Source organism: Sinorhizobium sp. BG8, assembly GCF_016864555.1.
Lineage (GTDB): Bacteria > Pseudomonadota > Alphaproteobacteria > Rhizobiales > Rhizobiaceae > BG8.
The window spans coordinates 1,403,169-1,423,892 of sequence record NZ_CP044011.1; the positions used below are offsets into that span (position 1 = coordinate 1,403,169).

A 20,724-nucleotide genomic window follows, 5' to 3' on the forward strand; every position below is an offset into this window, starting at 1 on the left:
ACTACATATAGCGCAAATCATGCCACAATTCTTAATCAATTATTAAAATCAGCCAGTTATTTTATCTAGTTGCCGCAGATTCTCTCGATTCGTACCACTCTGACATCGAAACACCACACTGATTCGGAGGCGGACGAATGATCGTAGTGGTTGATGAGCGCGAGCTCGTTAAGGACGGCTATACTTCTCTTTTTGGGCGCGAGGGCGTGCCCTCCACCGGGTTCGATCCGAAGGAATTCGGCGAATGGGTGAATACGGCGGCTGACACCGATATCGACGCTGTGGAAGCGTTTCTGATCGGTCAGGGCCAGCAAAGCATGGAGCTTCCGCGAGCGATTCGCGATCGTTCCCAGGCGCCGGTGATCGCGGTCAGCGACAGCCATTCGCTCGAAAACACGCTTGCACTCTTCGACTGCGGTGTCGACGACGTGGTGCGCAAGCCTGTTCATCCCCGCGAGATCCTCGCACGTGCCGCGGCCATCCGCCGCCGGCTGAAGGCACTGGCCAACTTCACGGATATCGGAGCGATCCGGGTATTCTCCGACGGCCGTGATCCGGAGATCAGCGGCGAAGTGTTTCCCCTGCCGCGTCGCGAGCGACGCATCCTGGAGTACTTGGTCGCCAACCGCGGCCGGCGCCTTTCCAAGACGCAGATCTTCAACGCGATTTACGGCATCTTCGACGAGGACGTCGAAGAGAACGTCGTCGAAAGCCACATCAGCAAGCTTCGCAAGAAGCTGCGCAAGAAGCTCGGTTTCGATCCGATCGATTCCAAGCGGTTCCTCGGTTATTGCATCGATTGGAACTGATACCGGCGTGGGCCGCCGGCTGAAGTGTCGTCTGGAGAAGCGGACCGGACGACAGACAGCTTCACGCAAGGCCCATTTTTTACCCTGCATCGACTACTGAAACGAGGAATTGTCATGAGCCTTTACGGAACGATGAGAACCGGCGTGTCGGGTATGAATGCCCAGGCAAACCGACTGAGCGCGGTCGCCGACAATATCGCGAACGCGAACACGACGGGCTACAAGAAGGCCTCGACGCAGTTCTCCTCCCTGATTCTGCCTTCGACCAACGGGGCCTACAATTCCGGCGGCGTCACCACGGACATCCGCTACTCCATTTCGGCGCAGGGTACGTTCACCTACACGACCTCGGCAACCGACCTCGCGATCAACGGCGACGGCTTCTTCATCGTTCAGGGCTCTGACGGTATCGAATATCTCACCCGCGCCGGCGCCTTCACGGTGATGGACGACGGCACGATGCAGAATTCGGCCGGCTACACCCTCATGGGCTACGAGTACTCCTCGACGGAGGATCCGACCATCGTCGTCAACGGTTACGACGGACTGACCGAGATCAACCTCTCGTCCGGCTCCCTGTCGGCGACCGGCTCGACATCCGGAGCTCTCGACGTCAACCTGCCCTCCAGCGAGGCCGTCGGTTACTCCAAGTCCACATCGCTGGTTGCCTATGACAGCCAGGGCAACACCCGCCTGCTCGAATTCACCTACACCAAGACCGCGGACAACGAATGGGAACTGGACGTCACCTATGACGGCACGAGTGTTCTCTCGGCCCCGGAAACCCTGACCTTCGATGCGGATGGCGTGCTTCAGAGCCCCACCTCCATTTCCACGCTTGCCCAGACCATCGGCGGTGCGGAACTGAGTGGCCTCGACATCAGCATTGCCGGTTCGACCCAGCTTTCTGCAGACTTCAACGTTTCGAACGGCAAGATCGACGGCAACGCTGCCAGCGAAGTCGTCGGCTACCAGATCAGCAGCGACGGTGTCGTCTCGCTGAAGTACGACAACGGCGAACTGGAGCCGAAGTACCGTATCGCCATGGCATCGGTGCAGAGCCCGGACATGCTGACGCCGCTCGCAGGCAACGTCTACAGCCAGAGCAACGAGTCCGGCGTTATCGTCATGGGTTATGCTGGAAGCAACGGCTACGGCAGCATCGTCTCGGGTGCGCTCGAAGACTCCAACGTCGATATCGCCGAGGAACTGACTGCGATGATCGAGTCGCAGCGTAACTACACGGCGAACTCGAAGGTGTTCCAGACCGGTTCGGAACTCATGGAAACGCTTGTGAACCTCAAGCGGTAATACCCTCTGAGCATGCAACGCAGGAAATAGGTTGAGACGATGTCGCTTTCAGCAGCAATAAAGACTGCCCAGTCTAGTTTCTCGAACACCGCGCTACAGACCGCGGTCGCCTCGAAAAATATTGCCAATGCGAGCAACACCGCCTACGCCCGGCGGTCCGCGATTCTCGCGACCGCCGACAACGGCGCGTCGGTCGTGGAAACGCAGCGCGCCCAGAACGAAGCGCTCCAGAAGCAGAACCTGCTCAGCATCTCGAAGTCCTATGCTCAGGACACGGTTCTCGCCGGCCTCGAGCAGCTCAAGACAGTGCTGGGTGGCGACGAGTACGAGCTTTCGACCTCGACCTACCTCGCCACCCTGCGCGACAATCTTCAGGCATTCGCCGACAAGCCCAGCGAGGCGTCGCTTGCGGAAACGGTCGTCGCCAACGCTATCGATGTCGCGAACTCCCTGAACAGCGCAAGCCAGGCCGTGCAGGAGCTTCGCACGGAAGCCGACGCGGACATCGCGACGGCGGTCAACGAGCTCAATCGCCTGTTGGGTGAGTTCAAGACCTACAACGACCAGGTCAAGTCCGGAACGGCGGCCGGCACCGATATCAACGACGCGCTCGATCAGCGCGACGACATCCTGAATCAGATCTCCGCGATCATCGGGGTCAGCACCGTCACCCGCACCAACAACGACATGGTGCTCTACACGAGCGACGGCACCGTCCTCTTCGAGACCTATCCGCGCGAAGTGAGCTTTACCGCGACCGCGACCTACACGGCCGGAGTGACCGGCAATGCCGTGCTGATCGATGGCGTTGCCGTCGAAGCGGGCAGCGGCGGCAACACCGATGCGCAGGGCACGATCGCCGCACTGCTTCAGATCCGCGACGACATCGCACCGACGTTCCAGGCTCAGCTCGACGAGACGGCGCGCGGCCTCATCACGATGTTCTCTGAAGACGTGGGTGGGGTGGCGACAGTCGGCCTCTTCACGTGGAGCGGCGGCACTGTCGAGACTTCGATGGTCAGCGGCATGGCCGGCACCATCGAGGTAAACCCGGCGCTGATCACCTCGGAGGGTGGCGACCCGTTGCTGCTGCGCGACGGCATCAACACGGACTTCAATACGGACGACTATGCGAGCTTCTCCGATGTACTGAACGGGTACATGACGCAGTTCGACGCCTCGCTCTCGTTCGACTCTTCGACTGCCCTCACGACCACCAACAATATTCTCGATTTCTCGACGGCATCCGTCGGATGGCTCGAAGCGCTTCGTAGCGCCGCAACCACGGCAAGCGACGACAAGACGGCACTCTATTCTCGGACGCAGGAGGCGCTTTCGAGCGTGACGGCGGTCAGCCTCGACGAGGAACTGGCGCTGCTCCTCGATCTCGAACAATCCTACAAGGCATCTGCAAAACTGGTTGCCGCGGTCGACGAGATGATGACCGCACTCCTCGAAGCGGCGGGCTAACACATGAAGACTTCTTTGGTATCGAACCTCACGCTCCAGAATGCGATGCGCCAGACCATTGCGCAGGCGCAGAAGGAAATGCTGCAGCTGGAGGAGGAAAGCGTCACCGGCCGCTATGCCGACGTCGGCGCGGTGCTCGGTGCGAAGACCGCGCGTTCGCTCAACCTCGAGATGGACATGCAGCGGCTCGAGTCCTTCGTGAGCATGAATGCGCTGACGACTTCGAAGCTTGCCGCCTCCCAGGGCGCACTGAGCCAAATCTCCGAGGCCGCCAATTCGGCCATGGAAACGAACATTACCTTCGATGGCACCGAGTCCCAGGATCAGCTGGACCAGGCCAAGGAGAGCTACGCGAACGCCCTCTCGATCTTCACCAGCGCGGTCAACACGTCCTACGCCGGGGAATACCTCTTCGCAGGCATCAACACCGATGTCATGCCGGTGAGCGACTATCTGAGCGATCCGGCATCCGCTGCCAAGACGGCGTTCGACCAGGCGTTTGTCGATTTCTTCGGTTTCACGCAGACCGACGCCCAGACAGCCGACATCACCTCGGACCAGATGTCCGATTTCATCGCTGAACTCGAAACGTCCTACATGGGCACTGGCTGGGACGACTGGTCCACCGCTTCCGACCAGAACATGACGAGCCGGATCAGCGGCAGCGAAGTCATCCAGAGCTCGACCAATGCCAACATCGACGGCATGAGGAAGTTCGCCCTCGGCGCCGTGATTGGCTACGAATTGCTCAATCTGAATCTCTCGAGTGCCACGCGCAGCACGGTCAGTGAAGCTTCGCTCGCCTACATCGGCGAAGGCATCACCGGTATCGATGCCGCCCGCAGTACGCTTGGCGTGTCGGAGGCGCGCGTCGAGCAGGCCAATACATCGCTGGAAACCCAGATTACCATTCTGACGACCAGCATCAGCGACATGGTCTCGGTTGATACCTACGAGGCGGCAACGCGCATCAATACGCTCGAAACCCAGCTTTCTCTCGCCTACACGCTGACGTCGAAGCTGCAGGATCTCAGCCTCGTCAACTACCTCTGATGAACAGAGGCAAAAGACAATCATGAGGGATGTCTGAATGTACCAGTTTTCCTATGCCGAAATCATGGAGGACGGCGTTGCACTTTCGAAGGACCGGGAACGACAGGTTCTCGACCGTTCGATCGCGCTGCTGATTGCGGCAAAAAATGCTCCGACCTTCGGCCGCGAGGCGATCGAGGCGGCTTACTATACCCGGCGTGTCTGGGTGCGTTTCATAGATGATCTGAGCAATCCTGAAAATGAGCTCGACAAGGAGCTCAAGGCCAATCTCATTTCGATCGCCATTTGGATCCTTCGGGAGACCGAGGCCGTCCGGAAACGCAAGTCCGACAACTTCCAGGGGATCATCGATATCACCACCATCATCAGGGATGGCCTAAAATGAAAAGTACTCTGCGTATATCACTGAAGTCGGGCGAGCGAATCTTCGTCAACGGGGCAGTTCTGAGGGTCGATCGCAAGGTTGCGATCGAGTTCTTGAACGACGTGACCTTCCTCCTCGAGAACCACGTCCTTCAGCCCGAACAGGCGACGACGCCCCTTCGGCAGCTCTACTTCATCGCACAGATGGCACTGATCAACCCCGAAGGGGCAGAACAGTCCATCGCAATGTTCCGCAAGTCGGTGATCATGCTTCTTTCCTGCTTCAAGAACGAAGAGATCCTGGCCGAGCTCAAGCGTGTGGATGCGCTTGTGACGCAGGGCCGCGCGTTCGAGGCGCTGAAGGCGATCCGTGCGCTCTATCCGATCGAGGACCGCATCCTGAACAGCCATGAAATGCTGCCGGCAACGATCGAGCAAATTCGCAAGGAGATCGCACCATGGTAACCTCTGTATCCAGCACGACGTCCTCGACCTATGTCCCGACGGTGTCGGCGACTGAGTCCTCGACGGACTCCACGGATGCGACGCTGAACTACGAGAGCTTCCTGAAGCTGCTCGTCGCGCAGCTCCAGAACCAGGATCCGACCGAGCCGATGGACGCCACTGAGCAGATGGCTCAGCTTGCGACCTTCTCGCAGGTGGAGCAGACGATCAAGACGAACAGCAACCTCGAAAGTCTGCTGCAGCGTACGTCGATTGACGAGGCGAATTCGGTCATGGGCAAGACCGTGACAAGCGCCGACGGAACAATCTCTGGCGTCGTCGAGGAAGTCACCCTATATACTGACGGCATCGTCGCGACGCTTGATTCGGGCGATGAAATCGTTATCGGCCCCGGTGTAGTGGTTTCCGACCCTTCATGAATGAAGCAGACGCCCTCGATATAGCCCAAGCTGCCATCTGGACCGTCGTCATGGCGTCCGGACCCGCGGTTCTTGCTGCAATGCTCGTGGGCGTCACGATCGCCTTCATTCAGGCGCTGACGCAGGTCCAGGAAATTACCTTGACCTTCGTCCCCAAGATCCTGGCGATCTTTGTCACCGTCGCCATTTCGGCGCCCTTCATCGGCGCGCAGATCTCCATTTTTACCAACATCGTGTTTTCGCGGATCGAATCGGGCTTCTGAAGCACGTTTTCCGATGGCGGGAGCCGGTATTGGGAGACTATCGTGACAGCGATTGCCTCAAGAGTGTGAAGCGATACCCTTGGGACGCGATATCTTCTCGAGCCTTCCGCCTCTTTCCAAAGCGCGTGTTCTGATCATCTGATTTGGCAAACGTTCCAGACACTTGCTGGCACCGCAGCGAATCGCGGCCACGACGGGTCACGATACGCTAAGGGCCTCCGCTGTAGGCCTGTTCGCATGCGCTCCGGCGCCTGCCTTTCCGAGCGGATCCCGCGTCACTGCCCTCTGCCACCCTCGCGCAAGCTTCAACCGCTAGTTCTCGTTCCGACGCAGGCACGAGCGGCTGCATGATCAGCCGTTACCTCTCATGACGAGATGGAAGACAGATGGCGCAAGTACCAGTTCTAAATATACCGAAGACCGGCCCCAGCGGACGCGACATCGCATTCGCAATGGGCATCGTGACCATCCTTTCGATCCTGTTCCTGCCCATACCGCCATTTCTCATCGACATGGGCCTGGCGTTTTCGATCGCTTTCTCGGTCCTCATCCTGATGGTGTCGCTGTGGATCCAGCGGCCGCTCGATTTCTCGTCCTTCCCGACGATCCTGCTGATCGCGACCATGGTCCGACTGGCGCTGAACATTGCCACGACCCGCGTGATTCTCTCGCACGGGCACCAGGGGCATGACGCGGCCGGCGGAGTGATCGCGGGCTTTTCCAGCCTGGTCATGTCGGGCGACTTCGTGATCGGTCTCATCGTCTTCCTGATCCTGATCACCGTGAACTTCATCGTCATCACCAAGGGTGCGACGCGTATCGCCGAAGTCGGCGCGCGCTTCACCCTCGATGCCATTCCCGGCAAGCAGATGTCGATCGACGCCGACCTTTCGGCGGGCCTGATTGACGAGAAGGAAGCACAGCGTCGCCGCCGTGAGCTGGAAGACGAAAGCTCCTTCTTCGGCTCGATGGACGGTGCCTCAAAGTTCGTGCGCGGTGATGCCGTCGCAGGCCTCCTCATCACCGCCATCAACGTCTTCGGCGGTATCATCATCGGCTATTTCCGCCATGGCATGGATATCGGCGAAGCGGCCGACGTCTTCGTCAAGCTGTCCGTCGGTGACGGTCTTGTGTCGCAGATCCCGGCACTGATCGTTTCGCTCGCGGCCGGCCTGCTCGTCTCGCGCGGCGCGACACCCGGTTCGGCCGATCAGGCCGTGGTCAATCAGCTGAGCGGCTATCCGCGCGCATTGCTCGTGGCAGCCGGCCTGATGGTGCTTCTCGCGCTGATGCCGGGTCTTCCGTTCTTCCCCTTCATCGCGCTCGGCGGCATCATGGGCTTTGGCGGCTGGATCATTCCGCGCCGCCTCGAAGAGGAAAACAGCCGCAAGCGCGAACAGGAAGCGCAGAAGCTGCAGCAGAACAAGCAGCAGGAGAAGGACTCGGTCAAATCGGTGCTCAAGACCGCCGAGATCGAGCTTCTTCTCGGCAAGCAGGTGTCGAACCGCCTGCTCGGCGCCCATCAGGAACTCGCATTCCGCGTCGGCAAGATGCGCAAGAAGTTCGCTTCGCAGTACGGGTTCGTGGTGCCGGAAATCAAGGTCTCAGACGACCTCAACATTCCCGACAAGGCCTATCACATTCGTATTCACGGTACGACGATCGCATCGAGTGTGGTGCGCGTCGGCGAAGTACTTGTCGTCACGGGCGGCGGTCGCAAGCCAAGCGTGCCCGGTGACGATATCCGCGAACCCGCCTTCGGCATGCCGGCAGTCTCGGTGCTCGAGGCCTTCACGGAGGACCTGAAGCGCGAAGGCTTCCATCCGATCGACAACGTTTCCGTCGTGCTGACACATCTCAGCGAAGTCATCCGCAACAACCTCCCGCAGCTCCTGTCGTACAAGGATGTCAAGATCCTCATCGAGCGTCTCGACCCCGAGTACCGCAAGCTCGCCGACGAAATCTGCTCGTCGCATATGTCCTACTCGGGCCTGCAGGCGGTGCTGAAGCTGCTCCTCGCCGAGCGCGTCTCCATCCGCAACCTTCACCTCATTCTCGAAGCGGTTGCCGAACTCGCGCCGCATGTGCGCAAGACGGAGCAGATCGTCGAGCACGTGCGTATCCGCATGGCCCAGCAGATCTGCGGCGACCTTGCCGAGAACGGCGTACTGCCGGTGCTGCGTCTCGGAAACAAGTGGGACATGGTGTTCCACCAGGCGCTCAAGCGAGATGCGAAGGGCGAAATCGTCGAGTTCGATATCGATCCCCGCAACCTTGAAGAGTTCAGTGAGCAGGCGACCAAGGTTATCCGTGAATTTCTCGACCGCGGTACGCCATTTGTGCTGGTCACGTCGCCCGAATCCCGTTCTTATGTGCGCATGATCATCGAGCGCCTGTTCGCCACATTGCCGGTCCTTTCCCACGTCGAACTTGCCAAGGGCATCGAAATCAAGATTCTCGGCTCGATTTCATGATTGAGGATCCGCAGGGCACGATTCTGGCGTTGTTCGCCGCTTTCTGTCGTGTCGGCGGATGCTTTCTCGTGCTGCCCGGGTTCTCGTCGGCGCGGATTGCCATGCAGGTGCGGTTGTTCCTCGCGGTCGCCATCTCGATGGCGGTCCTTCCGATCATGTGGGACACGATCTATCCGAAGGTCTCCGGACCGACGAGCACCTATATCGGCATCATCGCCATCGAGACGGTCATCGGCGGGGTCATCGGACTGATCACCCGCTACTATGTTCTCGGGCTGCAGTTCGCCGGTACGGTTCTCACGATGATGATCGGGTTCACCGGTCCCCCGTCGCAGGACATCCTCGAGGACGCGGCGGAAAACCAGCTGACCAATCTGATCAGCCTTACCGGACTGACGGTGCTCTTCATGATGGATTTCCATCATGTCGTGATGCGGGCGCTGGTCGATTCCTACACGGCGATGCCGATGGGCGGGACCTTCAGTCCGCAGGGCGCCCTCATATCGCTGACCGATGCCCTCAGCCAGACCTTCACGATCATGCTGAGCCTTGCGAGCCCCTTCATTCTCTACGGCCTTCTCTTCAACGTTGCGGTCGGACTGGTGAACAAGCTCGCGCCGCAACTTCCGATCTACTTCATCTCGCTGCCGTTCCTCATAACCGGCGGCATGTTCCTGCTCTACTTTGGCATCTCGTCGCTGCTGGAGATCTTCGCCAACGGCTTCGTGCCCGTGTTCGAGGGGCGCTGAGGCGGAAACCATGGCGGGTCAGAACAACCGATCGGACAAACTCAAGCGCCTGGTGGAGGTACAACGCCATCTGGAGCAGATGGCTGAAATCGATCTGGCAACGGCGACGAGGCAACGTCAGGAGCTGGGCGAGGCAATCGATTCCACCACGGAAGCGATCAATTCGCTTCACCCCGTCCATCGAAACTTCTCCAGCATATATTCGGGCCGTCTCGGCAAGCTTCAGCAGAAGGATCAGATGCTTGCCAACGTGCAGGAAATGCACCAGGGCCGCGTCATCAAGGAGCGGACCAAGGGCGACCGTCTCGAAGAGCACATGCGCGAGGCACGGGCGGACGAGACCCGAGAGGCCGACGACAATTCGATCTATGACCTGATCGACCAGTCTTTCGCGACCAAACGCTCCGACAGCTAGAAGACAAGCCGACACTGCGAAGGTGCCTAATGTCCTTCGCCTAAAATTCCGTCGAAACAGCAGGTTAGGTCGCTGTCCCGGTCCAAAGAAATGCGGCTATGCTCCAGCGTGGTGTAGCAGCAGGGCAGAAGATCTTTCAAAAAAACAACGACGTGAAGTGAAAGGCGACCCATACCGATCGCGGCACGCCTTGTCGGCCGGCCGCGCGCCATGTCGTCCTTCAAATGCCGCGCCGCCTCGTTGGCGCTCCAGCCTCCCGTAAGGTTGAGAAGCGATAGTCCGGTTTCAAGACGTTGCTGCAGTTTGCCGCTTGCGTTCCGAACGTCGCCGAGCGGCAGATTTCGGGAGCTAGCGGGCAGGCAGCGTTCGTTCCCGTTCCAGTGCGCCGGCATCAAGGGCCGCTGGCTTTGCGGTCTGCGAGAAAGGTGAAGAGACGTGGCGATTTCCCCTCCAAGCGATCTGGTGCTCGATGTCGTGCGCGCGGCTGATCCGGCCGAGGTGCAGCAGGCACAGGCGAAACTGAAGTCGAACAGGGCGGCCTTCGAGGCGACGAGCCTTGCCGAGGCCGGCAATGGCTTCAACGCGGCGGTCGGCATCCTCAACAGGGACAGCGCTTCCACCGTAAGCGCGACCGGCTCCGCCAAGGCCACCGACAAGGCGGTTCCGGAGACCTATCGCAAGTTCGAGGCCATGGTGCTTCAGAACTTCGTCAAGTCGATGCTGCCCGCCGAAAGCGAGGACGTTTACGGCAAGGGAACGGCCGGCGAGATCTGGCGGGGCATGATGGCCGAGCAGATTGGCGACGTCATCGCCAAGGGCGGCGGCATCGGTATCGCCGAGACGCTTGTCAAGGACAGCAAGCACGTGACCCCGACCATCGAGAGGGAAACGCGCGGTGTAGCCACGAGCATGGTTCAGGAGCTGCAGCGCGAGGCGTTCGCCGACCTGACACCCGGCGTCAAGAACCAAGAAAATTCATAAGCATTCGCAATCTGGGGGTACCTGAATGGAAAATCCAACGAACGAAGTCCGGATCCGTACGGTTCTCGGTCGCCTGGAAACGATCATCGACAAGGAGAACGACAATATCGGGCGCGACCCCGGCTTCGATCTTGCGACGTCCAACGCGCACAAGAGCCGCTGCCTCTATGAATTGGCAATGCTCTCGCGCGACGTACGTGCCGAAGACCTGGGGGAATGTTCTCCAACCAACTGGCGCGTCTGAGAACGAAGCTTGCCGCCAACGCCCAGCGCGTGTCGTCGCATCTGGAAGCGGTCCGCGCTGTCGTGACCCTGCTCAAGAATGCGGTTCATGACATGGAGGCGGACGGCACGTATTCGCAAGAGCAGTTCCGGATGGGCGTTCGTTCATGATCAAGCTGATCGTCTCCGGCGTCTGGATCTGCGTCATCACGCTCGCTTCCGTCTATTTCTCCATGCAGATGGCGGCGGCTCCGAAGGTGGACGAGGAGGCTGCAGCCCGCAAGGCGGCCCTCGAACTCGTCACCGGCAGCGTGACGACTGTTCCCGTGATCGGCGACGGAGAGGTGAAGGGCTATTTCCTGGTGCGTCTCGCATATACCGCCAACAAGGAAATGGCAGCGAAGCAGACCGTGCCGGTGGCCGACATGATCACCGACGAACTGTATACGATGCTCGCCGGCCAGAAGGTCATCGATATCAGCGATGCGGGCAGTTTCGATGTCGACGGGTTCCGCACGACCGTCAAGGAAGGCCTGAACAAGCGGTTCAAGGAAGAGATCATCGATGAAGTCTTCATCGAGCAGATCGACTACCTGACCAAGACCGAGTTGCACGAGCCGGCCACGAAAACACCGAAGACGATCGTAAAGGGTGAAGTTCCGGCCAAGGAGTCCGCCGCAGAAGGCGGCCATTGACCGAACTGTCACTGGCATCCGTGGACACGGGCAGGGTGAGATCAGATAGGACAGGCACAAACCCGGGGATCGATCCGATCCCCGGGTTTGTCAGTCTGGGAACCCGTCCCGCTGCAAGGGCGGAGTTTGATTCCTGAGGAGAAGCTGCGCTCTCCTCTTGGGGCGTCCGCCCCCTTTCAGGCGATGGCGGATCACGTGATAGAGAAACAGCGGATTGCCGATCACATAACGCTTCCACAGGCGGCTGGGCTCGATCAAGAGCCGGAACAGCCACTCGAGGCGCAGGCGCCGCATCCTCTTCGGTGCACGCGGGACGTCTCCAGACAGGAAATCGAAGAGTGCGCCGACGCTGATGACGAGCCGTGCGTGACCTGGGCCGACGTGCCGATCTATCCACTTTTCCTGCATCGGGCTGCCCATGGCGACAAGCAGGATGTCGGGGGCGGCGCGGCGAACCTCCTTCATCACGGCATCCGACTGGGTCGGATCGAAATAGCCGTCGGCAATCGGAATGAACTCGTGCCAGGGTGCATGGCGCCGGAGGCTTTCCGCTGCCCGCTTCAGCGTGTCCGGGCGCGCGCCGATCATCGCCACGCGCTTCGGCTTGTCGATATAGGTCAAGAGCGCCGGAACGAAATCCGTACCGTTGAGGTTGGCCGGAAAACGCTCCCCATGGAAGATCAGGGAGGCGATATCGACGCCGTGGCCATCGGGCAGAATCATCTGGCGCTGAAGAACTGCGCGAAATTCGGGGTCGCGCATCATCAGGTTGGCATTGTTGGCGTTCAGGAAGGCAATCACCGTCTGCCCGAATGGCATGGACGCCATCTGTTCGACGAACGTGAAGGCGGAGGCCCAGTCGAAATTGGTGACCTGCAGGCCGAGAATATCGCGATGGGAGGCGTATATGCCTCTGCGGGCGGATTCGTTCACGACTGTCCTCCAGCCGTTCCGCTACCCGACAATTTCGCGTCGATCTGCTGTGCGTCGCGCGGCTGGTACCCGGCCGCTCTTGTTCTGCCGTCGATGAAGGACTTCATGCTCTTCCCGCATTCCTGCCGCCTGCCTTGCCAGTGCGTATCAGGGCCGCCTGAAGGGCCATTTAAGTCTTTCGCTCAAATCCCCGCTCGCGCGTTAACCGATGATTTACCGGTCGCGATATCCTTGATCTAAATTATTGAAACATAGGAATTATTTTGAAGTGTTTTTGACATCGCGCCTGGCGGGGGCCGCCAAGAAATGTGGCAAGTCTCGCCGGTTTTTTTGAAGGGCGTCACGCCCGCGAGCGTCGATGGGAAGAGCTGTATCCGCCCTTGGGACACCCTGCGCGCTTTTGTTGTCTTGAATTTATTCGATTTGGACATCATACGGCGTGGAGAGGCCAATCGGCGGATTGCGCCGATCCTACTATGCCCCCCACGCAGGACCGGGCCAAACCGCAGGGAGAATGAGTTGACCACGATCATCGATGGAAAGCAGGTTGCAGCGTCTGTCATTGAGGCCGTCAAGGACGCCGCCTCCTCGTTGCTGCAGGAAACCGGCGTGAAAGTGGGGCTCGCGGTTGTCATCGTGGGCGATGATCCGGCGAGCCATACCTATGTGTCGGCGAAGAGCCGCATGGCCAAGGAATGCGGTTTTACCTCGGTGCAGCACACGCTTCCGGCCGAGACGACACAGGAAGAGCTCGCCGCCCTTGTGAAGACCCTGAATGAGGATCCTTCCGTTAACGGCATTCTCGTCCAGCTTCCCCTGCCGAAACATCTGAAGTCCGAGCCGATCATCCAGTCGATACTGCCCGAAAAGGACGTCGACGGGCTGCACGTGGTCAATGCCGGCAAGCTGGCGACCGGTGATCTGGAAGGCGGTCTCGTTTCCTGCACCCCGGCCGGTGCCATGGTGTTCGTACGCCGCATCCATGGCGAGGATCTTTCCGGACTGAACGCCGTCGTCATCGGCCGGTCCAACCTGTTCGGAAAGCCGATGTCGGCATTGCTGCTTGCCGCGAACGCCACGGTCACGACCGCGCATTCGCGCACCAGCGATCTGGCTGCAGTGTGCCGCAACGCTGACATCCTCGTGGCTGCCGTTGGCCGGCCGCAGATGGTCAAGGCTGAATGGGTAAAGCCGGGCGCGACTGTCATCGATGTCGGCATCAACCGTATCCCCGCACCGGACAAGGGCGAGGGCAAGACTCGCCTGGTCGGGGACGTTGCCTTCGAGGAATGCGCAAAGGTCGCTGGCGTCATCACGCCGGTTCCCGGCGGCGTCGGCCCGATGACCATCGCCATGCTGATGGCGAATACGGTGATTGCCGCCTATCGCAGCGCCGGTCGCAAGCCGCCGAGGTTCTGAGAGCGCGTCGCGGCGCTCCGGGTGTCCCTGGTCATTCCTGGGGCGCCGGCCCCGTAGAGGCGCGCACGATCAGTTCCGTCTTCCACAGCTCCTGCTCGGGCAGGGGCTCGTGCTTGAGGATCCGTGCGATCAGGCGCTTGGCAATGCGCGACCCTGCAGCCCGCAGGGACGATCGCGTCGTCGTCAACGGAACCATGAAGTTTTCCGGCTTCAGCATCGGCAGGACATCGTCGTGCGCGATGAGCGAGATGTCCTTGCCGAGCGCAAGTCCCGCCTGGTTGATCGCTCGCACCGCGCCGAGTGCAAGCACCGTACTGGAACAGAGCACCGCCGTCGGCGGCTCCTCGAGCCGGAGAAAGCGCTGCATGCCGCGAAACCCGTGCTCGTCCATCATCTGCGAATGCTGCATGCAGTTCTCCTGCAGGACAAGGCCGTGTTCGGCAAGCGCCCGCTCCGTACCCTTTCTGCGCCTGATTGCGAAGGCGAGGTGCTCCGGCCCGTTGATGAGGGCGATGCGCCGATGGCCGAGCTGCATCAGAAGGCGTGTCGCATCGTAGAAGGCGGCGGTATTGTCGATGTCGAGGAAGGGGTAGTCGGTCGGAATTCCGAGCGACCTGCCGTGAACCACGAACGGTGTCGATAGCGACTTGAGCATTGCGATGCGCGGGTCCTTCTCGCGGATGTAGGCGAGAAAAATCGCGTCGATGTTGCCGCTTGCAACCAGTCGTCGGCACGCTGCCTCCTCATCGTCCGGATGGCTTGGACTGATCACGAAATGAAAATCGTGGCGAACGGCCTCGTCGCCCAGCCCCGCCAGGAACTCGCCGAAGTGCACGTCTGACGCGTAGCCTTCCGCGGTAGGCATCACCAGACCGATCGATCCGGCGCGGCCGGTAGCAAGCCGTTGCGCCGCCCGGTTCGGCCGGTAGCCGGTATCGCGAGCGGCCTGGACAACGCGCTCCCGCGTTTCGGCGTTCACTTCCGGATAGCCGTTCAGTGCCCTGCTGATCGTGGTCTGGGAAAGGCCCAGCAATTGCGACAGCTGCTTCAAATTCACGCGCTTGGCCCCGTAAATGGTCGAAGCGCTTTGGAAAAGCCTCGAAATTGTGGGGAACTTTGTCTCAAAGCGCTGTGAATATCTATCATTGGCAATCCTGAACGGAAAAGAGCAATTCGTTCGTATCGCGGTGCAAAACTGCGCTGCATTGCGTCAATTCAGCCAATTTTTTGCTCTGTACGGAATGGACCTCTTGACTGGGGTTGGGAAGTGATGGGATTAAAGAATACCCAAAGCGCTTTGAAGAATTGCATATTTGGAGAGAGCCGGGCTGTGGGAGGCCGGGCCTTTGAGGAGGCAAATCACGTGAAGAAGAGATTTTTGTTGACCGTCGCCGCCATGGCGTTTCTTGCGGGTGGTGCGAGCGCGGCCGAACTGAAGTTCAAGCCCGGTGAAGATTCGAAGTTCAACTGGGCGAGCTACGAGGAATTCAAGAAGGGCCATGACCTGAAGGGGCAGACCCTCACCATCTTCGGCCCCTGGCGCGGCGAGGACCAGACGCTGGTTGAATCGGTCCTCGACTATTTCCGCGAGGCAACGGGCGCCGATGTCAAATACTCGTCTTCCGAGAACTACGAGCAGCAGATCGTCATTGATACGCAGGCCGGCAGCCCACCGGACGTCGCGGTCCTCCCGCAGCCTGGCCTGATCGCAGACCTGGCTTCGAAGGGCTATCTCGTCCCGCTTGGCGAAGACACCAAGAAGTGGCTGCTTGATAACTATGCGGCCGGTCAGTCCTGGGTCGACCTTTCCACGTACAAGGGCAAGGATGGCAAGGCGGAACTCTACGCATTTCCCTACAAGATCGACGTGAAGTCGCTCGTCTGGTACGTGCCCGAAAACTTCGAGGATGCCGGCTACGAAGTGCCGAAGACCATGGAAGAGCTGAAGGCGCTGACGGAAAAGATCGTTGCTGACGGCCAGACGCCGTGGTGCATCGGCCTCGGCTCGGGCGGCGCCACGGGTTGGCCGGCCACCGACTGGGTCGAAGACATGATGCTGCGTACGCAGACGCCGGAGACCTACGACAAATGGGTCACGAACGCGATCCCGTTCACCGATGCGGCTGTGGTCGGCGCGGTGGATGAGTTCGGTTGGTTCGCCAAGAACGACAAGTTCGTATCCGGCGGTGCCGCAGCGGTCGCCTCGACAGACTTCCGCGACAGCCCGAAGGGTCTCTTCGCGTCTCCGCCGAAGTGCTACCTGCATCACCAGGCCTCGTTCGTTCCGTCGTTCTTCCCGGAAGGCACGGTTGTCGGTGAGGATGCGGACTTCTTCTACATGCCGCCCTACGCCAGCAAGCCCGAACTCGGCAATCCCGTGCTCGGTGCCGGCACGCTGGCCATGATTACCAAGGACACGCCGGCATCGCGCGCCTTCATCGAATTTCTGAAGACGCCGATCGCGCATGAGGTCTGGATGGCGCAATCGAGCTTCCTGACGCCGTTCAAGGGCGCCAACCAGGAAGCCTATGCGAATGCGCCGATGAAGAAGCAGGGTGAAATTCTCCTGAACTCCACGACCTTCCGCTTCGACGGTTCGGATCTGATGCCGGGCAAGATCGGTGCGGGCGCATTCTGGACCGGCATGGTCGATTTCGTCGGCGGCAAGCCGGCGGCCGACGTCACGGCGAACATCCAGAAGGCCTGGGACGCCATCAAGTAAATGATTGCCTGAACCCGGCCGGCCCTCCGGCCGGGTTGTCATGGCGCAGGCGTGTGGCGTCCTGCGTGCTGACCAGCTTCAACACAATGCAGCCGGAAGCATTCCTGGGGGAGCGTCATGCAGCAACTCATCTTTGCGATCACGACGATGATCGGAGGCGTTCTCGCCTGTGTCGCGTATTTTGTCGGAACCAACTGGATTCTGGACAGGCTCTTTCCTTCCAAGGGACTGACGGGGGCAAAGGCATCGCAGAACCTGCGAACCACCAATGCCATCCGGCCCTGGCTTTTCATGGCGCCTGCGCTTCTCGCTCTCGCGATTTATCTGGTCTATCCGGTGTTCGAGTCCGTGCGTCTCAGCATGCACGACCGCGCCGGGCAGAATTTCGTTGGCTTCAGCAACTTCGGCTGGATGTTCAACGACGGCGAGTTCCGCCAGTCGATCTTCAACAATTTCCTGTGGCTGCTGGTCGTGCCGGCGCTCGCCACGTTCTTCGGCCTGATCATCGCGGCGCTGACCGACCGGATCTGGTGGGGCAACATCGCCAAGACGCTGATCTTCATGCCGATGGCGATCTCCTTCGTCGGTGCGGCCGTCATCTGGAAGTTCGTCTACGACTACCGCGCGGAGGGCAACGAACAGATCGGCATCCTCAATGCGCTGGTGGTCTGGCTCGGCGGCTCGCCCGAGGCCTGGATGACGGTTCCCTTCTGGAACAACTTCTTCCTGATGGTCATCCTGATCTGGATCCAGACGGGGTTCGCGATGGTGATCCTCTCGGCCGCGTTGCGTGGCATCCCGGAGGAAACGATCGAGGCGGCGGTCATCGACGGCGCCAGCGGCCTGCAGATCTTCTTCAAGATCATGGTGCCGCAGATGTGGGGCACCATCGCGGTCGTCTGGACCACCATCACGATTCTCGTTCTCAAGGTCTTCGACATCGTGCTCGCGATGACGAACGGGCAATGGCAGACGCAGGTTCTGGCAAATCTCATGTTCGACTGGATGTTCAGGGGCGGGGGCGATTTCGGCCGGGGGGCGGCGATAGCCGTCATCATCATGGTTCTCGTCATTCCGATCATGATCTGGAACATCCGCAACGCCGCCAAGGAAATGGAAGGACGCTGACATGCACACGGCCTCCCGCTCCCCACTGATCTATCTCGTCCACTTCTCGGTCGTGCTGCTTGTCGTCCTGTGGACGCTGCCGACCGTGGGCCTGCTGATCTCGTCCCTTCGCGACAAGGACCAACTCGCCGTCTCCGGATGGTGGACGGCCCTTTCCACGTCGACACAGAACATCGTCGCGCGCGCACCGTCGCCCGACACGCAGGTTGAACGCGACGGAAAGTTCGTCGTTTCCGGAAATCTCCTCGAAGGTCAGAAAGGCAGCGTCTCGGCCTTCGGCTTTTCGAGCCGCGAACCGGCTGCCTTCCAGCCCGGGCAGACGGCCGAGCTCAACGACGGCGAGAAGCTGACAGTCCAGGCCGACGGCACATTCGAGATTGTCTCTGATACGAAGATGGAAGGAAGCCGGGGGCAGCGTGTCTTCTTCACCGCCGCCGTTCCGCCGCGCTTTACGCTCGACAACTATCGCGAAGTGCTGAGTGCCGAGGGCATCGGCTCTTCCTTCATCAACTCGCTGACGGTGGCGATCCCCTCGACCATCATCCCGATCCTCGTGGCCGCGTTCTGCGCCTACGCGCTTGCCTGGATGAAGTTCCCCGGGCGGGCGATCCTCATCGCTGTCGTCGTCGGGCTCCTGGTCGTACCGCTGCAGATGTCGCTGATCCCGCTCTTGAAGCTCTATAATGGCGTGGGCGCGTTCTTCGGCGTGCCGGCGAAGACCTACGTCGGCATCTGGCTCGCGCATATGGGGTTCGGCCTTCCGCTCGCCGTCTATCTTCTGCGAAACTACATGGCGGGGCTGCCGCGCGAGATCATGGAGTCTGCCCGTGTCGATGGTGCCAGTGATTTTGACATCTTCGTCAAGATCATCCTGCCCTTGTCGTTCCCGGCGCTTGCCTCCTTTGCCATCTTCCAGTTCCTGTGGACGTGGAACGACCTTCTCGTCGCCATGGTCTTTCTCGGAACCGGAAACCAGGAGCTCGTGCTGACCGGACGCCTTGTGAACCTGCTGGGTAGCCGCGGCGGCAACTGGGAAATCCTGACGGCCTCGGCCTTCATCACCATCATCGTCCCCCTGATCGTGTTCTTCACGCTGCAGCGCTACCTCGTGCGTGGCCTGCTTGCCGGCTCGGTCAAGGGCGGTTGAGCATTCAGACAAGCATCGAACAGGACATTGCAATGACGACTACGGGTGCATCCATTCTGCAGGCGGACAAGGACTGGTGGCGGGGCGCCGTCATCTACCAGGTCTATCCGCGTTCCTATCAGGACACGAATGGAGACGGAATCGGCGACCTGAAAGGCATTACCCAGAGGTTGGAGCACATCGCTTCGCTCGGTGCCGATGCCATCTGGATCTCGCCGTTCTTCACCTCGCCGATGAAGGACTTCGGCTATGACGTGTCGAACTACGAGGACGTCGATCCGATCTTCGGCAACCTTGCCGATTTCGACGGGCTGATCGCCGAAGCCCACCGCCTGGGCATCAGGGTCATGATCGACCTCGTCATGTCGCACACGTCAGACAGGCATCCCTGGTTCGTCGAAAGCCGCTCCAGCCGCGAGAACGCCAAGGCGGACTGGTACGTCTGGGCGGATTCGAAGCCGGATGGTTCGCCACCGAACAACTGGCTGTCGATCTTCGGCGGTTCCGCCTGGCAATGGGACCCCACCCGGCTGCAGTACTATCTGCACAACTTCCTGACCTCGCAGCCTGATCTCAATCTTCACAATCCCGAGGTCCAGGACGCGCTTCTGGCCGTCGCCCGTTTCTGGCTGGTGCGCGGGGTCGATGGCTTCCGCCTCGACACGATCAATTTCTATTTCCACGACAAGGAGCTTCGCGACAATCCGGCGCTGGCACCGGAGCGACGGAATGCGCAGACGGCTCCTGCGGTGAACCCATACAACTACCAGGAGCATATCTACGACAAGAACCGGCCCGAGAACCTCGAATTCCTCAAGCGGTTCCGTGCCGTCATGGATGAGTTCCCGGCGATCGCGGCCGTCGGCGAAGTGGGCGACAGCCAACGTGGGCTGGAGATCGCCGGCGAATACACCTCCGGCGGCGACAAGATGCACATGTGCTATGCCTTCGAGTTCCTGGCGCCGGATCCGATCACGCCGTCGATCGTGGCCAGTGTGCAGCAGGCTTTTGAGAAGGCGGCTCCCGAGGGCTGGGTCTGCTGGGCCTTCTCCAACCACGACGTTATGCGCCACATCACCCGCTGGGGGCTCGGCATCTCCGACCATGTCGCGCATGCCAAGCTGCTGGCGAGTCTGTTGATGTCGCTAAAGGGATCCGTCTGCATCTATCAGGGCGAGGAGCTCGCGCTGCCGGAGGCCGAACTGGCCTACGAGGATCTCCAGGATCCCTACGGCATACAGTTCTGGCCGGACTTCAAGGGCCGTGACGGCTGCCGGACGCCGATGGTCTGGGACGGCAAGGCATTGTTCGGAGGCTTCAGCGACGGCAAGCCTTGGCTGCCGGTTTCCGGGGAGCATCTTGCCCGTGCGGTCTCGGCGCAGGATGGGGATCCGGATTCGGTCCTCAACCACTACAGGCGCTTCATCGCCTTCAGGAAGCAGTACCCGGCCCTTGCCAAGGGCGAGGTCGAATACCTCACGGTCGACGAGCCCGCGCTGGCCTTCGTGCGCACCTATGGCAACGAGCGCATCCTGTGCGTTTTCAACTTGAGCCAGGAAAAGCAGGCGGTCGCGAAGCCGGACGGCGCTGTCGAGGCTCTCGAAGGGCACGGGTTCAAGGCCGCCATCAAGAATGACACGATCGAACTTCCGGCCTGGGGCGCGTTCTTCGCGCGCCTCGACTAAA

The 20,724-nt window shown here is 60.3% G+C and carries 21 protein-coding genes and 1 pseudogene; 19 read left to right on the top strand and 3 right to left on the bottom strand.

Annotated elements, in window-relative coordinates:
• Positions 1 to 137: 137 nt before the first annotated feature.
• The 11 genes from F3Y30_RS06520 to F3Y30_RS06570 all read left to right on the top strand — a co-directional run bounded on the left by F3Y30_RS06520 (position 138) and on the right by F3Y30_RS06570 (position 9,791).
• Entirely contained in the window at positions 138 to 809 is a 672-nt protein-coding gene (locus F3Y30_RS06520; protein ID WP_203425678.1) for a response regulator transcription factor, read from the top strand.
• A 114-nt stretch (positions 810 to 923) separates the two neighbouring features.
• On the top strand, positions 924 to 2,120 hold the full coding sequence (locus tag F3Y30_RS06525) for a flagellar hook protein FlgE (protein WP_203425679.1): 1,197 nt from the start codon (positions 924 to 926) through the stop codon (positions 2,118 to 2,120).
• A gap of 39 nt (positions 2,121 to 2,159) precedes the next feature.
• Complete coding sequence (gene flgK / locus F3Y30_RS06530; RefSeq protein WP_203425680.1) at positions 2,160 to 3,590, top strand: flagellar hook-associated protein FlgK; 1,431 nt, start codon at positions 2,160 to 2,162, stop codon at positions 3,588 to 3,590.
• Positions 3,591 to 3,593: 3 nt separating this feature from the next.
• The gene (locus F3Y30_RS06535; RefSeq protein WP_203425681.1) at positions 3,594 to 4,643 is read left to right on the top strand and encodes a flagellar hook-associated family protein; all 1,050 of its coding nucleotides are present in this window, start codon (positions 3,594 to 3,596) and stop codon (positions 4,641 to 4,643) included.
• A gap of 37 nt (positions 4,644 to 4,680) precedes the next feature.
• Entirely contained in the window at positions 4,681 to 5,028 is a 348-nt protein-coding gene (gene flaF / locus F3Y30_RS06540; RefSeq protein WP_203425682.1) for a flagellar biosynthesis regulator FlaF, read from the top strand.
• Positions 5,025 to 5,471: a flagellar biosynthesis repressor FlbT gene (flbT, locus tag F3Y30_RS06545; RefSeq protein ID WP_203425683.1), complete on the top strand. Its 447-nt coding sequence runs from the start codon at positions 5,025 to 5,027 to the stop codon at positions 5,469 to 5,471. Before flaF ends, flbT begins: the two co-directional genes overlap by 4 nt.
• Positions 5,465 to 5,890 (top strand): flagellar hook assembly protein FlgD, encoded by a 426-nt coding sequence (gene flgD / locus F3Y30_RS06550; protein ID WP_203425684.1) that lies wholly within the window; start codon positions 5,465 to 5,467, stop codon positions 5,888 to 5,890. The genes flbT and flgD overlap by 7 nt, the downstream gene beginning before the upstream one ends.
• Positions 5,887 to 6,153, top strand: coding sequence for a flagellar biosynthetic protein FliQ (locus tag F3Y30_RS06555; protein WP_203425685.1), 267 nt, complete (start codon positions 5,887 to 5,889; stop codon positions 6,151 to 6,153). The genes flgD and F3Y30_RS06555 overlap by 4 nt, the downstream gene beginning before the upstream one ends.
• A gap of 386 nt (positions 6,154 to 6,539) precedes the next feature.
• Positions 6,540 to 8,627 carry a flagellar biosynthesis protein FlhA gene (gene flhA, locus F3Y30_RS06560; RefSeq protein WP_203425686.1) on the top strand — a complete coding sequence of 696 codons (2,088 nt, stop codon included), beginning with the start codon at positions 6,540 to 6,542 and terminating at the stop codon, positions 8,625 to 8,627.
• Complete coding sequence (gene fliR, locus F3Y30_RS06565) at positions 8,624 to 9,376, top strand: flagellar biosynthetic protein FliR (RefSeq protein ID WP_203425687.1); 753 nt, start codon at positions 8,624 to 8,626, stop codon at positions 9,374 to 9,376. The genes flhA and fliR overlap by 4 nt, the downstream gene beginning before the upstream one ends.
• Positions 9,377 to 9,386: 10 nt before the next feature.
• A complete protein-coding gene (locus F3Y30_RS06570; protein ID WP_203425688.1) occupies positions 9,387 to 9,791 on the top strand; it encodes a hypothetical protein in 405 nt (134 codons plus the stop codon).
• 26 nt (positions 9,792 to 9,817) lie between these two features.
• On the opposite strand, the gene F3Y30_RS06575 is transcribed toward F3Y30_RS06570, so the two are convergent.
• A complete protein-coding gene (locus tag F3Y30_RS06575; RefSeq protein ID WP_203425689.1) occupies positions 9,818 to 10,183 on the bottom strand; it encodes a hypothetical protein in 366 nt (121 codons plus the stop codon).
• A gap of 43 nt (positions 10,184 to 10,226) precedes the next feature.
• On the opposite strand from F3Y30_RS06575, the gene F3Y30_RS06580 reads away from it, so the two are divergent.
• The 3 genes and pseudogenes from F3Y30_RS06580 (at position 10,227) to F3Y30_RS06590 (ending at position 11,689) form a co-directional block, all read left to right on the top strand.
• Entirely contained in the window at positions 10,227 to 10,772 is a 546-nt protein-coding gene (locus F3Y30_RS06580) for a rod-binding protein (protein ID WP_203425690.1), read from the top strand.
• Positions 10,773 to 10,797: 25 nt separating this feature from the next.
• Positions 10,798 to 11,165: pseudogene (locus F3Y30_RS06585) on the top strand (hypothetical protein).
• Complete coding sequence (locus tag F3Y30_RS06590) at positions 11,162 to 11,689, top strand: hypothetical protein (protein WP_203425691.1); 528 nt, start codon at positions 11,162 to 11,164, stop codon at positions 11,687 to 11,689. Before F3Y30_RS06585 ends, F3Y30_RS06590 begins: the two are co-directional and overlap by 4 nt.
• 90 nt (positions 11,690 to 11,779) lie before the next feature.
• On the opposite strand, the gene F3Y30_RS06595 is transcribed toward F3Y30_RS06590, so the two are convergent.
• Positions 11,780 to 12,622, bottom strand: coding sequence for a WecB/TagA/CpsF family glycosyltransferase (locus tag F3Y30_RS06595; RefSeq protein ID WP_246752892.1), 843 nt, complete (start codon positions 12,620 to 12,622; stop codon positions 11,780 to 11,782).
• A gap of 519 nt (positions 12,623 to 13,141) precedes the next feature.
• On the opposite strand from F3Y30_RS06595, the gene folD reads away from it, so the two are divergent.
• Positions 13,142 to 14,041 (top strand): bifunctional methylenetetrahydrofolate dehydrogenase/methenyltetrahydrofolate cyclohydrolase FolD, encoded by a 900-nt coding sequence (folD, locus tag F3Y30_RS06600; RefSeq protein WP_203425692.1) that lies wholly within the window; start codon positions 13,142 to 13,144, stop codon positions 14,039 to 14,041.
• Positions 14,042 to 14,072: 31 nt separating this feature from the next.
• Here folD and F3Y30_RS06605 read toward each other — a convergent pair whose 3' ends face one another.
• Positions 14,073 to 15,098, bottom strand: coding sequence for a substrate-binding domain-containing protein (locus tag F3Y30_RS06605; protein WP_203425693.1), 1,026 nt, complete (start codon positions 15,096 to 15,098; stop codon positions 14,073 to 14,075).
• A 339-nt stretch (positions 15,099 to 15,437) separates the two neighbouring features.
• On the opposite strand from F3Y30_RS06605, the gene F3Y30_RS06610 reads away from it, so the two are divergent.
• The 4 genes from F3Y30_RS06610 to F3Y30_RS06625 all read left to right on the top strand — a co-directional run bounded on the left by F3Y30_RS06610 (position 15,438) and on the right by F3Y30_RS06625 (position 20,723).
• Positions 15,438 to 16,763 (top strand): ABC transporter substrate-binding protein, encoded by a 1,326-nt coding sequence (locus F3Y30_RS06610; protein WP_203426508.1) that lies wholly within the window; start codon positions 15,438 to 15,440, stop codon positions 16,761 to 16,763.
• Between the two features lie 117 nt (positions 16,764 to 16,880).
• Positions 16,881 to 17,891, top strand: a complete 1,011-nt coding sequence (locus F3Y30_RS06615; RefSeq protein WP_203425694.1) for a sugar ABC transporter permease — start codon at positions 16,881 to 16,883, stop codon at positions 17,889 to 17,891.
• Position 17,892: 1 nt separating this feature from the next.
• Positions 17,893 to 19,038 carry a carbohydrate ABC transporter permease gene (locus F3Y30_RS06620; RefSeq protein WP_203425695.1) on the top strand — a complete coding sequence of 382 codons (1,146 nt, stop codon included), beginning with the start codon at positions 17,893 to 17,895 and terminating at the stop codon, positions 19,036 to 19,038.
• A gap of 32 nt (positions 19,039 to 19,070) precedes the next feature.
• The gene (locus F3Y30_RS06625) at positions 19,071 to 20,723 is read left to right on the top strand and encodes an alpha-glucosidase family protein (RefSeq protein ID WP_203425696.1); all 1,653 of its coding nucleotides are present in this window, start codon (positions 19,071 to 19,073) and stop codon (positions 20,721 to 20,723) included.
• Position 20,724 lies beyond the last annotated feature (1 nt).